Genomic DNA, 12357 nt, shown 5'->3' with positions numbered 1-12357 from the left:
ACCAGTTCTTAAGGGTTGAAAACGTGATTAACGAAATCCAAAAAGATGCTCAAGACCGTATGGAAAAGAGCCTTGAAGCATTCAAAAGCCAAATTAGTAAAGTTCGCACAGGCCGTGCATCTCCAAGCCTATTAGACGGTATCACTGTTGAATACTATGGTTCAGCGACACCTTTGCGCCAATTAGCTAACGTCACTGTTGAAGATTCACGCACATTAGCTATTTCTGTTTTTGACCGTAGCATGTCACCTGCGATTGAAAAAGCAATCATGGCATCTGATTTAGGCTTAAACCCATCATCAGCGGGTACTGTTATCCGTGTTCCACTTCCTCCATTAACGGAAGAGCGTCGTAAAGACTTAATTAAAGTGGTTCGTGGTGATGCAGAGCAAGGCCGTATCGCAGTCCGTAACGTTCGCCGTGATGCTAACGACAAAGTGAAAGCATTACTGAAAGATAAAGAAATCAGTGAAGATGACGAGCGTCGTTCACAAGATGATATCCAAAAGCTGACTGATAGCTACATCAAAAAAGTTGATGAAGCATTAGCGCAAAAAGAAGCAGAGTTGATGGAATTTTAATCCATCATAATAATAAAGCCACCAATGCAAACTGTAAAAGTGTGCGTTAGCGTGGCTTTATTATTTTTCAAGCTTATTAAAAAATCCTTTCTAACCTCTAAGCTGATATAATCTCAGTATTGAATTAATACAGAGTACTCAATCACTATGAAATGTCTGACAATCCTAGGTTCTACAGGCTCAATTGGTACAAATACACTTTCTGTTGTTCGCCAAAATCCCGAAAAATTTCAAATCGTTGCTCTAGTGGCAGGAAAGAATGTCACTGAAATGGCGAAACAGTGCCTTGAGTTTAATCCGAAATATGCCTCAATGGCGGATGAATCGTCAGCAAAAGCGCTAAAAACTATTTTGACTGAGAATAATTGTAAAACTGAAGTTTTGTCAGGAAAACAAGCTGCAATTGACCTTGCTGGTCTGGATGATGCTGACCAAGTTATGTCAGCCATTACTGGGGTTGCCGGTTTACTTCCTACTTTAGCGGCAATACGCAAAGGTAAAAGAATATTATTAGCGAATAAAGAGTCTTTAATTACTAGTGGCCGTTTATTCTTTAATGAGATTCGTAAGCACAATGCAACAGTATTTCCTATTGATAGCGAGCACAATGCTATCTTCCAGAGTTTACCTGAAATTATTCAACTGAATTTAGGTTTTGCCGATTTATCAGCTTCCGGTATCTCAAGTATTGTTTTAACCGGATCAGGTGGGCCATTTAGGGATACACCGTTATCGCATCTTGATAATGTGACCCCTGATGAAGCATGTAACCACCCAAATTGGTCGATGGGGCGAAAAATATCAGTCGATTCAGCGACAATGATGAATAAGGGGCTAGAATATATCGAGGCTTGCTATTTTTTTAATGCGAGCGCCGAGCAAATGGAAGTGATTATCCATCCTCAATCTGTTATTCATTCCATGGTTCGGTATAAAGATGGCAGCGTGATAGCACAACTGGGCACACCTGATATGCGCACTCCAATTTCATACAGTATGGCTTATCCTAAGCGTATCATGTCTGGTGCGAAACCTCTTGATTTTGCAACACTTTCATCATTAACATTTGTTCAGCCTGACTATCAACGCTATCCTTGCTTGAAGCTCGCAATCGATGCCTGCCACCAAGGGCAAGCCGCTACGACGGCACTTAATGGTGCGAATGAAATGACAGTTGCTGCTTTTCTCGAAGGCAAAATACGCTTTACGGATATAGCAAAAATTAATCGCAATGTATTAGATAGCCAAGTTTTTTCTGAACCTGTTTCGATTGAAGAGGTCTTAGAAATCGACGAACGAGCGCGTAAAAATGCAGAAAAAATAATCGCTCAGACAATTTAACGCTGGTATGTGTTTTATTTAGTTGCTGATAGCCATAATAACTCTTTAATATGTGATGTGTTTAAAAAAAGAAAAATAACATAGTACCTCTTAGAGATTTAAGGATGTGTCTTATCAGCAAATTCAATAATAGTAGTTATTATTGGTCTGTATACTCAAAGTGGTACTCACAAGGATTAATATTTAATGAACTCTAGTGGTGAAAATCTCTCTGATTCAATGATGCCTAAGCATGTTGCTATCATTATGGATGGTAATGGCCGATGGGCTAAACAAAGAGGGAAGCTCAGAATTACAGGTCATAAGGCAGGCGTTGAATCTGTCCGTAATTCTGTGCGCTTTGCGGTAAAAAATAAGATTAGTTCGCTCACATTGTATGCTTTTAGCAGTGAAAACTGGAGAAGGCCAGAGAAAGAAGTCAGTTCTCTCATGGAGCTATTTGTTTTTGCTCTTGATAATGAAGTTAAGAACCTACATAAAAACAATGTAAAACTAAAAGTCATTGGTGATATTAGCCGTTTTAGTGAACGCCTCAGAAAAAGAATTGATAAGGCAGAAGCATTAACGCAAAACAACACTGGGCTAAAACTGAATATTGCAGCGAACTATGGTGGCCGCTGGGATATTAGTAACAGTGTAAAACAAGTATTTGCAAAGGTACAAAGTGGTGAGCTTTCTATTGATGACATCAATGAAGAAAGTATCGATAACCATATTTGTATGCATGACCAAGAAAATGTCGATTTAGTCATAAGAACTGGGGGGGAGCATCGCATAAGCAACTTCCTATTATGGCAAGTCGCATATGCGGAATTTTATTTCACCAACGTTTTGTGGCCAGATTTTGATGAAATGGTGTTTCAGAGTGCAGTTGATGCTTTTAGTAAGCGTGAGCGCCGTTATGGTGGAGCTGAATCAGATGATGAACTGGGCAAAGAATAGGGGAAAGATGTGCTGAAATATCGTTTGCTTACTGCGATAATTTTAATACCGATTGTTATTGCGGCGCTGTTTTTACTTTCCCCAGCGAATTTTGGGCTTGTCGTGATCGCGGTTTGTGCTTTAGGTGCTTGGGAATGGGCACAATTTGTCGGCTGGCACTCTCAAGCTAAGCGCATAGGCTTAGCGGTTGTTTTTGCTGCAATATTACTTGCAATGCAATTTTTTATTTCCGATATAAATCAGTTCTCCTCTGAGCCTATGATTTTGTATGGTTTATGGGCTGGCCTTATTTGGTGGGGGATAGCGATTATTTTAGTTGTTACCTATCCCGCCTCCGCTTCTTGGGGCAAATCAGTTGTTATTCGCTTATTATTTGGCGTGTTAACGATTATCCCATTTTATTGTGGAATGATGGTTTTAAGAACCGTTGGTTATCAAAGTGATACATTCTTTGGAGCTTGGTGGTTATTGTATGTCATGTTGCTAGTTTGGGGGGCTGATTCAGGTGCCTATGCATTTGGTCGTACTATCGGGCGCAACAAAATGGCACCGAAGGTATCTCCTGGTAAAACATGGGAAGGCTTGGTGGGTGGCCTTATAACTGCTGGGATTATTTCATGGTTATTTAGCGCCTTTGCGCCAATCCCCGTGATGCCTGATTATTTGCTAGTGACTTCAATTATTGTTGTTGTAGTATCTGTGTTTGGTGATTTAACCGAGAGTATGTTTAAGCGTCAATCAGGTATTAAAGATAGTAGTCATTTAATTCCAGGGCATGGCGGTATCTTGGATCGTATTGATAGCCTAACAGCAGCAATCCCAGTTTTTGCTGGGCTAAATTTGTTAATTTTTAACGGTTTTGGTCTTTAGGAAGATACATGGGATTTATTTGGAGTTTAGTTGCCTTTATTATCGCAATAGGTGTGCTAATTACAGTACACGAGTTCGGCCATTACTGGGTTGCTCGCCGCTGTGGTGTTTATGTTGAGCGCTTTTCTATAGGGTTCGGCAAAACCTTATGGCGCAAAGTCGATAAGAATGGTACCGAATTTGTTTTGGCGATAATCCCGTTAGGGGGTTATGTCAAAATGCTTGATGAGCGAGTTGGTAGCGTTTCTCCTGAACGTCGCCATCAAGCGTTTAACAATAAAACTGTCGGTCAACGAGCTGCCATTATTGGTGCAGGGCCAATCGCGAACTTTTTATTAGCAATTGTTGTCTATTGGATAGTCTTTATGATTGGTGTTCCTTCTGTGAAACCTGTCATTGAAGACGTAAAGCCAGGCTCTATTGCGGCAATTGCAAATTTTGAACCAAAAATGGAACTAAAATCTATTGATGGCATCGAAACTCCTGATTGGAATTCAGTTCGTTTAGCATTGGTCGGTAAAATCGGTGACCGTGAACTGACAGCACAAGTATTACCCAGTGGTTATAATGAACCGATTACTAAAACGGTTGATTTAACCACTTGGCAGTTTGATCCAGAGAAACAAGATCCAATTTTGTCAGTAGGCATAATGCCTGTCTCTGCAAGAATTGACCCTGTTATCCAAAAAGTAACGCAAGGGTTAGCTGGTGAACGGGCAGGTTTGCAGAAAGGCGACAGAATAGTGAGTGTTAACGGGGAAGTTCTGGGCCTGTGGGATCCCGTTACACGAATTATTCGTAATAATCCGGGCGTCCCGTTAAAACTTGAAGTGCAACGGTCGCAGCAATTGATTTCACTCACGTTGACCCCTGATAGCCAAGATGGGCCGCGTGGGGAGAAAATTGGGTTTGCAGGCGTAGAACTTTCAGTGTTACCGTTAGCAGATGAATATAAGATGGTGCAACAATATGGGCCATTTTCTGCGTTTTACCAAGCCAGTGATAAGACGTGGCAGTTAATGAAGTTGACGGTCAATATGATGGGTAAACTGGTTGTTGGGGATGTCAAACTCAATAACTTAAGCGGTCCGATATCTATCGCTAAAGGTGCGGGGGTATCCGCCGAGTCAGGCTTGGTATATTATTTGATGTTTATTGCGCTTATTAGCGTCAATTTAGGTATCATCAATCTGTTTCCATTGCCTGTTTTAGATGGGGGGCACTTGCTCTTCTTATTAATTGAAAAAATTAAAGGAAGTCCGGTGTCTGAGCGAGTACAAGACTTTAGTTTTCGGATAGGTGCAATGGCATTGATTCTGTTAATGGGACTTGCACTTTTTAATGATTTCTCTCGCTTCTAATTTTTGTAAGCTGGGGACCAGTAAGGAATACGCATAACAACGATGGCGATGAAAAAGTTGCTCATAGCGTCGCTGCTTTTCGGCAGCGCCACTGCATACGGTTCAGACGGATTCGTAGTTAAAGACATTCGTTTCGAAGGTCTACAACGCGTCGCCGTTGGTGCAGCATTATTGAACATGCCAGTTAGGGTTGGCGATTCAGTTGATAACGATGATATCAGCCGTTCGATTCGTTCCCTATTTTCAACCGGTAACTTCGAAGATGTTAGGGTCCTGCGTGATGGAAACACGCTGATCGTTCAAGTTAAAGAGCGGCCAACGATTGCAAGTATCACCTTTACAGGCAATAAGTCTGTTAAAGATGATATGCTCAAGCAGAACTTGGAAGCTTCAAATATCCGCGTTGGTGAGGCACTCGACCGCACGACAATTGCAAATATCGAAAAAGGTTTAGAAGACTTTTACTATAGCGTTGGTAAATATAATGCAACAGTAAAAGCTGTTGTAACGCCTTTGCCACGTAACCGTGTGGATTTAAAATTTGTTTTCTCTGAAGGTGTTTCAGCTCAAATTCAGCAAATTAATATTGTAGGTAATAAAAATTACACTACAGCAGAATTAGTTAATAAGCTGCAATTGCGTGATGATGTTCCTTGGTGGAACCTCGCTGCTGACCAGAAATATCAGAAGCAAAAACTGGCGGGTGACTTAGAAACTCTGCGCAGTTTTTATCTTGATCGTGGTTATGCGCGTTTTAATATAGACTCCACGCAAGTCAGTCTGACCCCAGACAAAAAAGGTATTTATATTACTATTAACATTACTGAAGGCGACCAATATAAAATATCGGGTGTCGAAGTTAATGGTAATACGGCTGATCATTTAACTGAAATTCAAGAGCTTATCACTATTACACCGGGAGAATTATATAACGGTGCTCAAGTGACAAGTATGGAAAACAAAATCAAAGATATGTTTGGCCGCTATGGTTATGCATATCCTCGAGTAATGACACAACCTGAAATCAACGATGCAGATAAAACAGTTAAATTGCACTTAAACATTGATGCAGGTAACCGTTTCTATGTGCGTGAGATTCGTTTCCAAGGCAATGACACCAGTAAAGATACTGTTTTACGTCGTGAAATGCGCCAAATGGAAGGTGCATGGCTCGGAAATGATTTAGTTGAACTAGGTAAAGAACGTCTGAATCGTACAGGTTATTTCGAAACTGTTGATGTAGAGACTCAACGTGTACCTGGTAGCCCCGACCAAGTAGATGTTATCTACAAGGTTAAAGAGCGTAATACTGGTTCAATGAACTTTGGTATCGGTTTTGGTACTGAAAGTGGTGTGAGCTTCCAAGTTGGGGTTACACAAGATAACTGGTTAGGTACAGGTAACGCAGTTGGTATTAACGCAAGTAAAAATGACTACTCAACTAACGTTGAATTCTCATTTACTGACCCGTACTTCACCGTTAATGGTGTGAGCTTAGGCGGTCGTATTTTCTATAACGACTTTAGTGCGAAAGATGCGGATCTATCAGGCTATAACAACAAAACGTATGGCCTAGACAGTTTCTTAAGCTTCCCATTTAATGAAAATAACTCTTTCCGCGTCGGTGCGGGTTATGTTCATAACCGACTTTCGGATATGCGTGCTCAAGCTGCTATGTGGGATTACCTTGATTCTATGGGTAAAAATCCACCAGTTACAGAGAACGGACGTAATAAAGAAAGCTTTGATGCGGATGACTTCACACTTAACTTAGGTTGGACTTATAACTCGTTAAATCGTGGTTTCTTCCCGACATCGGGTAATAAAACGAACGTATCGGGTAAAGTGACAATTCCTGGTTCTGATAACGAATACTATAAACTACGCTTTGATACAGCGCAGTATTATCCACTGGACGAAGACGAAACTTGGGTAGTTCTGGGGCGTGCACAAGCAGGTTATGGTGATGGTATTGGCAGTAAGCAAATGCCATTCTATGAAAACTTCTATGCGGGTGGTTCAAGCACTATTCGTGGTTTCCGTTCGAATAATATCGGTCCAAAAGCGGTTTATTTGAAGAAAATTAATGGAAAAGATGGCCCAGAGCCTGGAAGCCCATCAAGTGATGCGGTCGGTGGTAATGCGATGTACGCGGCATCATTTGAGTTAATCACTCCGACTCCATTTATTGACGAGAAGTATTCGAACTCCGTTCGTACCTCTCTCTTTGTTGATGCAGGTACGGTATGGGACACTAATTGGAACAGTATTCCTGCGGCTTGGCGCGAAGGTATGCCTGACTATGGTAAGGCAAGCAATATCCGAGCTTCTGCGGGTGTGGCTTTACAATGGATGTCTCCACTTGGACCACTGGTCTTCTCTTATGCGCAGCCGATTAAGGACTACGAAGGGGATAAATCAGAACAGTTCCAATTTAATATTGGTAGAACGTGGTAATCTATTCCAGTTTCTATCTATGAAGGCTCCCATGTTTTTGTGGGAGCAACCGAAATTTCCAGCCATACGTATGGGTTAAGGAGTTTAGTGTGAAAAAATTGTTGTGTGCAGCGGGTGTGAGTATTGCTTTAGCAATGTCTGCGGGGGCTTATGCTGAGAAAATCGCTATCGTCAATGTTGGTGAAATTTTCCAAAATATGCCAGCGCGTGAAGCCGTTGCTAAACAGCTTGAAAGTGAATTCAAAAGTCGTGCGACTGAGTTACAAAATCTAGAAAAAGATTTGCAAACTCGTGTTGAAAAATTGCGTCGTGATGGTGCAACAATGAAACAAAGTGAGCGCGAAAAGCTTGAATCTGAACTCATGACTAAACGTGATCAATTCGCTGAAAAAGCTCAAAAATTTGAAGAAGACAACCGCCGTCGCCAAGGCGAAGAGCGTACTAAAATTTTAACTCGTATTCAGAACTCTATTAAGGCTGTTGCAGCTAAAGAAGGCTATGATGTCGTTATCGATGCAAATGCAGTTGCTTATGCAAAAGATAGCGTTGACATTACAAGTCAGGTTCAAAAACAGGTTAAATAATAGATGTCTTCAATTCGATTGGCTGACCTTGCTCAGCAGTTGAATGCGCAATTACACGGTGATGGTGATATTACCATCACCGGTATTGCTCCAATGCATTCAGCGAATAATCAACAGATTACTTTTCTATCTGACAGCCGTTATAGTGACAAATTGGCAGATTGCCAAGCTGCAGCGGTGGTTCTCACAGCAAAAGATCTTGAAGCATGCAAAGTGGCTGCTCTGGTAGTGGATAACCCATACCTTGCTTATGCACGCATGGCTCAAATTATGGATACAACGCCAAGCCCAGCTGAAGATATCCATGCATCAGCGGTAATTGCTGATGATGCAAAACTTGGTAAGAATGTCGCAATTGGCGCAAATGCCGTTATCGAAAGTGGTGTTGAGCTTGGCGATAATGTGGTGATTGGCGCAGGTTGTTTTGTGGGCAAAAATACGCGTATTGGTACAGGAACCCGTTTGTGGGCGAATGTCAGCGTATACCACAATGTTGAGATTGGCGAACACTGTTTAGTTCAATCTGGCACAGTCATTGGCTCTGATGGTTTCGGCTATGCGAATGATCGTGGTAATTGGATCAAAATTCCTCAATTAGGCACAGTGATCATCGGCGATCGTGTTGAGATCGGTGCGAGTACAACCATTGACCGAGGTGCTTTAGATAACACAGTAATTGGCAATGGGGTTATTATCGATAACCAGTGCCAAATTGCACACAATGTCATAATTGGTGATAATACCGCAGTTGCTGGTGGTGTTATCATGGCTGGTAGTTTAAAAATCGGCCGTTACTGTATGATTGGTGGTGCCAGTGTTATCAACGGCCATATGGAAATTTGCGATAAGGTCACAGTAACAGGAATGGGGATGGTTATGAGACCTATCACTGAACCAGGAGTATATTCTTCAGGGATTCCTTTACAGCCTAATAAAACTTGGCGTAAAACAGCTGCTTTAGTCTTAAATATCAATGAGATGAATAAGCGGCTGAAACATGTTGAGCGTGAATTAGATAGCCAAAATCAAAAAAAACAGTAATCATTTTGTAATTCAGGCTAAAATAGTTATCTGAGTTACGTTTTCCGGCCTGCCAGTTAACCTAATTTAAGGTTAAAGCAGGCCGATTCATTAATTAAACCGTATTAATAGACAGGAAGAGTATTTCGATGAGTGATAATCATACTCTGAATATAGAAGAAATCTTAGAACTGCTTCCGCACCGTTACCCATTCCTTCTGGTTGACCGTGTATTGGATTTTGAAAAAGGCAAATCATTACGTGCAGTGAAAAATGTGTCATTTAACGAGCCATTTTTCCAAGGACACTTCCCAAGTAAACCTATTTTCCCTGGTGTATTGATTTTAGAAGCCATGGCGCAAGCGACTGGAATTCTTGCGTTTAAAAGCGTTGGAAAATTAGAACCGGGTGAGTTGTACTATTTTGCAGCGATAGACAATGCGCGTTTTAAACGTCCCGTTCTACCAGGAGACCAAATGGTCTTAGAAGTAGAATTTATCAAAGAACGTCGCGGAGTTGCACGTTTTAAAGGTGTTGCTAAAGTTGATGGAGAAGTGGCCTGCGAAGCAGAAATGATGTGCGCCCGTCGTCGTGAGGTCTGATATGATTGATAAAACAGCCTATATTCATCCATCCTCTATCGTAGAAGATGGAGCTATCATCGGTGCCAATGTTCGTATTGGCCCTTTTTGTTATATTGGCGCGAATGTTGAAATTGGTGAAGGCACTGAACTGAAATCTCATGTTGTGGTTAATGGCCATACAAAAATTGGTCGTGACAATGTGATTTTCCAGTTCGCTTCCATTGGTGAGATTAACCAAGATCTTAAATACCAAGGCGAACCAACGCGAGTTGAAATCGGGGACAGAAACCGTATTCGTGAAAGCGTAACCATTCACCGTGGTACTGTTCAAGATGTTGGCCTGACAAAAGTGGGCAATGATAACTTACTGATGGTGAATGTGCATATTGCTCATGATTGTATCATTGGAAACCGTTGTATTATTGCAAATAACGGTACTCTAGGTGGTCATGTAACACTTGGTGATTATGCCATTATTGGTGGGATGACCGCAGTTCACCAGTTTTGTAAAATTGGTGCTCATGTTATGGTTGGTGGCTGCTCTGGTGTTGCACAAGATGTGCCGCCTTATGTCATTGCACAAGGTAACCACGCGACACCATTTGGTTTAAATCTTGAAGGTCTAAAACGCCGTGGTTTTGAAAAAGAATCACTACATGCTATTCGTAATGCATACAAGGTGTTATATCGTTCAGGTAAATCGTTAGAAGAAGCTCGTGAAGAAATCGCAGAAGCGGCAAAAGCGAATGAACACGTTAAAGTGTTTAGTGATTTCTTAGAGGATTCAGCGCAGTCTAAACGTGGTATTATTCGTTAATCTAGTATTAATGAATCGAGGCCTTTAATAAGGAGCGAATTTCGGTGAATAATAGCCGCCCACTTACTATTGGCCTTGTTGCCGGAGAAACATCTGGTGATATTCTCGGTGCGGGGCTTATCCGTGCACTTAAAGAGCAAATACCAGATGCTCGCTTTGTTGGTGTTGCTGGTCCTTTAATGCAAGCCGAAGGTTGTGAAGCTTGGTATGAAATGGAAGAGCTTGCCGTCATGGGCATCGTTGAAGTCCTCGGCCGCCTACCTCGGTTATTATCCATCCGTAAGGATCTAACCCAGCGTTTTACCGAATTACAGCCAGATGTTTTTGTTGGAATTGATGCCCCTGATTTTAATATTACCCTTGAGGGGCGCTTAAAATCGAAAGGGATTAAAACCATTCATTATGTTAGCCCATCAGTTTGGGCATGGCGTCAAAAACGGGTATTTAAAATCGGTCGTTCAACGAATTTAGTATTAGCTTTCTTACCTTTTGAAAAAGCCTTTTACGATCGTTTTAATGTTCCTTGCCGTTTTATCGGGCACACAATGGCGGATGCCATTCCATTACACCCTGATAAACAAGCCGCTCGACATCGGCTGAATATTCCTGAGCATGTTAAATGTTTAGCCTTACTGCCAGGAAGTCGTCATTCCGAAGTCGAAATGCTAAGCGCAGATTTTCTTAATACAGCGAAAATATTACAGCGTAATATCCCGGATTTACATATTGTGGTGCCGTTGGTGAATGAAAAACGCCGCCAGCAGTTTGATGAGATAAAGCAAAATACTACGCCTGAACTGCAAATTCATACTTTAGATGGCCAAGCTCGTGATGCAATGATTGCAGCAGATGCGACTTTATTAGCATCAGGAACGGCAGCACTTGAATGTATGCTAACAAAATGCCCAATGGTGGTGGGGTATCGTATGAAACCTTTCACCTTCTGGTTGGCAAAACGGTTAGTGAAAACGCCGTATGTTTCTTTGCCTAATTTGTTAGCAGGAAAAGAGATTGTCAAAGAGTTACTACAAGAGGATTGCCAGCCTGATAAACTTGCACAGCAGTTGCTTCCACTCCTAGAAGGTGGCGAGCGGGTTGAAAACCTGAAAGAAACTTTTTTACAATTACATCAGCTTATTCGTTGTGACGCAGATAAACAAGCGGCTGAAGCTGTATTAGATATGGTCAAAAATTAATGGAATTTATCTATCCAAAAGCAAATTTAATCGCTGGTGTTGACGAAGTAGGCCGAGGCCCATTAGTCGGAGCTGTAGTGACAGCAGCGGTGATTCTTGATCCCAATAACCCAATTACAGGGTTGGCAGACTCAAAAAAACTCACCGAAAAAAAACGTGAGAAATTATTTGATGAAATTCAAGAAAAAGCATTATGTTGGTGTATTGGCCGCGCAGAACCAGAAGAAATTGATAATATAAATATATTACATGCAACCATGTTAGCTATGCAGCGCGCCGTTGCGGGTTTATCTATTGTTCCTGAGTATGTTTTAATTGATGGTAACCGTTGTCCTGAATTGCCAATGCCTTCACAAGCAGTAATTAAGGGCGACAGCCTAGTACAAGAAATTAGCGCAGCATCCATTTTAGCTAAAGTGATTAGGGATAGGGAAATGGTTGAGTTGGACAAAGCTTTTCCTGAATATGGTTTTGCGAAGCATAAAGGCTACCCAACCGCGTATCATTTAGAAAAATTGGCGCAGTATGGTGCAACCGAATTCCATCGTAAAAGCTTTGCTCCTGTGAGAAGAGCTTTAGACAGCAATAAGTAGGTATTAGGTCG

The 12357-nt window shown here is 41.5% G+C and carries 12 protein-coding genes; all 12 read left to right on the top strand.

Features of this window, described 5'->3' with window-relative positions:
• The first annotated feature begins 23 nt into the window (after nucleotides 1–23).
• The 12 genes from frr to rnhB all read left to right on the top strand — a co-directional run bounded on the left by frr (nucleotide 24) and on the right by rnhB (nucleotide 12346).
• On the top strand, nucleotides 24–581 hold the full coding sequence (frr, locus tag M1F17_RS15550; protein ID WP_004257496.1) for a ribosome recycling factor: 558 nt from the start codon (nucleotides 24–26) through the stop codon (nucleotides 579–581).
• Between the two features lie 147 nt (nucleotides 582–728).
• A complete protein-coding gene (gene ispC / locus M1F17_RS15545) occupies nucleotides 729–1922 on the top strand; it encodes a 1-deoxy-D-xylulose-5-phosphate reductoisomerase (RefSeq protein ID WP_094961136.1) in 1194 nt (397 codons plus the stop codon).
• 186 nt (nucleotides 1923–2108) lie between these two features.
• Entirely contained in the window at nucleotides 2109–2864 is a 756-nt protein-coding gene (gene uppS / locus M1F17_RS15540) for a polyprenyl diphosphate synthase (protein WP_004257489.1), read from the top strand.
• Nucleotides 2865–2873: 9 nt separating this feature from the next.
• Nucleotides 2874–3734, top strand: a complete 861-nt coding sequence (cdsA, locus tag M1F17_RS15535) for a phosphatidate cytidylyltransferase (protein WP_004257484.1) — start codon at nucleotides 2874–2876, stop codon at nucleotides 3732–3734.
• A gap of 8 nt (nucleotides 3735–3742) precedes the next feature.
• Nucleotides 3743–5095, top strand: coding sequence for a sigma E protease regulator RseP (rseP, locus tag M1F17_RS15530; protein ID WP_004257481.1), 1353 nt, complete (start codon nucleotides 3743–3745; stop codon nucleotides 5093–5095).
• Between the two features lie 42 nt (nucleotides 5096–5137).
• A complete protein-coding gene (gene bamA / locus M1F17_RS15525) occupies nucleotides 5138–7552 on the top strand; it encodes an outer membrane protein assembly factor BamA (protein ID WP_004257462.1) in 2415 nt (804 codons plus the stop codon).
• An 89-nt stretch (nucleotides 7553–7641) separates the two neighbouring features.
• Entirely contained in the window at nucleotides 7642–8136 is a 495-nt protein-coding gene (skp, locus tag M1F17_RS15520; RefSeq protein ID WP_036957991.1) for a molecular chaperone Skp, read from the top strand.
• Between the two features lie 3 nt (nucleotides 8137–8139).
• Entirely contained in the window at nucleotides 8140–9177 is a 1038-nt protein-coding gene (lpxD, locus tag M1F17_RS15515) for a UDP-3-O-(3-hydroxymyristoyl)glucosamine N-acyltransferase (RefSeq protein ID WP_094961138.1), read from the top strand.
• A gap of 128 nt (nucleotides 9178–9305) precedes the next feature.
• Nucleotides 9306–9758: a 3-hydroxyacyl-ACP dehydratase FabZ gene (gene fabZ / locus M1F17_RS15510; protein ID WP_004257450.1), complete on the top strand. Its 453-nt coding sequence runs from the start codon at nucleotides 9306–9308 to the stop codon at nucleotides 9756–9758.
• Between the two features lies 1 nt (nucleotide 9759).
• Nucleotides 9760–10557 (top strand): acyl-ACP--UDP-N-acetylglucosamine O-acyltransferase, encoded by a 798-nt coding sequence (lpxA, locus tag M1F17_RS15505; RefSeq protein WP_096864090.1) that lies wholly within the window; start codon nucleotides 9760–9762, stop codon nucleotides 10555–10557.
• A gap of 44 nt (nucleotides 10558–10601) precedes the next feature.
• The gene (gene lpxB / locus M1F17_RS15500; protein ID WP_112307292.1) at nucleotides 10602–11753 is read left to right on the top strand and encodes a lipid-A-disaccharide synthase; all 1152 of its coding nucleotides are present in this window, start codon (nucleotides 10602–10604) and stop codon (nucleotides 11751–11753) included.
• The gene (gene rnhB / locus M1F17_RS15495; protein WP_112307291.1) at nucleotides 11753–12346 is read left to right on the top strand and encodes a ribonuclease HII; all 594 of its coding nucleotides are present in this window, start codon (nucleotides 11753–11755) and stop codon (nucleotides 12344–12346) included. The genes lpxB and rnhB overlap by 1 nt, the downstream gene beginning before the upstream one ends.
• Nucleotides 12347–12357: the final 11 nt, after the last annotated feature.

The sequence above is a fragment of the Providencia sp. PROV073 genome, assembly GCF_033688125.1.
Lineage (GTDB): Bacteria > Pseudomonadota > Gammaproteobacteria > Enterobacterales > Enterobacteriaceae > Providencia > Providencia hangzhouensis.
This window is presented reverse-complemented; position numbering and strand designations above follow the sequence as displayed.

Excerpts from the sequence above, each read along its gene's own strand:
- ispC (WP_094961136.1), top strand. The coding sequence starts at position 729 with ATGAAATGTCTGACAATCCTAGGTTCTACAGGCTCAATTGGTACAAAT.
- bamA (WP_004257462.1), top strand. The coding sequence starts at position 5,138 with ATGGCGATGAAAAAGTTGCTCATAGCGTCGCTGCTTTTCGGCAGCGCC.
- lpxA (WP_096864090.1), top strand. The coding sequence starts at position 9,760 with ATGATTGATAAAACAGCCTATATTCATCCATCCTCTATCGTAGAAGAT.
- lpxD (WP_094961138.1), top strand. The coding sequence starts at position 8,140 with ATGTCTTCAATTCGATTGGCTGACCTTGCTCAGCAGTTGAATGCGCAA.
- fabZ (WP_004257450.1), top strand. The coding sequence starts at position 9,306 with ATGAGTGATAATCATACTCTGAATATAGAAGAAATCTTAGAACTGCTT.
- rnhB (WP_112307291.1), top strand. The coding sequence starts at position 11,753 with ATGGAATTTATCTATCCAAAAGCAAATTTAATCGCTGGTGTTGACGAA.
- rseP (WP_004257481.1), top strand. The coding sequence starts at position 3,743 with ATGGGATTTATTTGGAGTTTAGTTGCCTTTATTATCGCAATAGGTGTG.
- uppS (WP_004257489.1), top strand. The coding sequence starts at position 2,109 with ATGAACTCTAGTGGTGAAAATCTCTCTGATTCAATGATGCCTAAGCAT.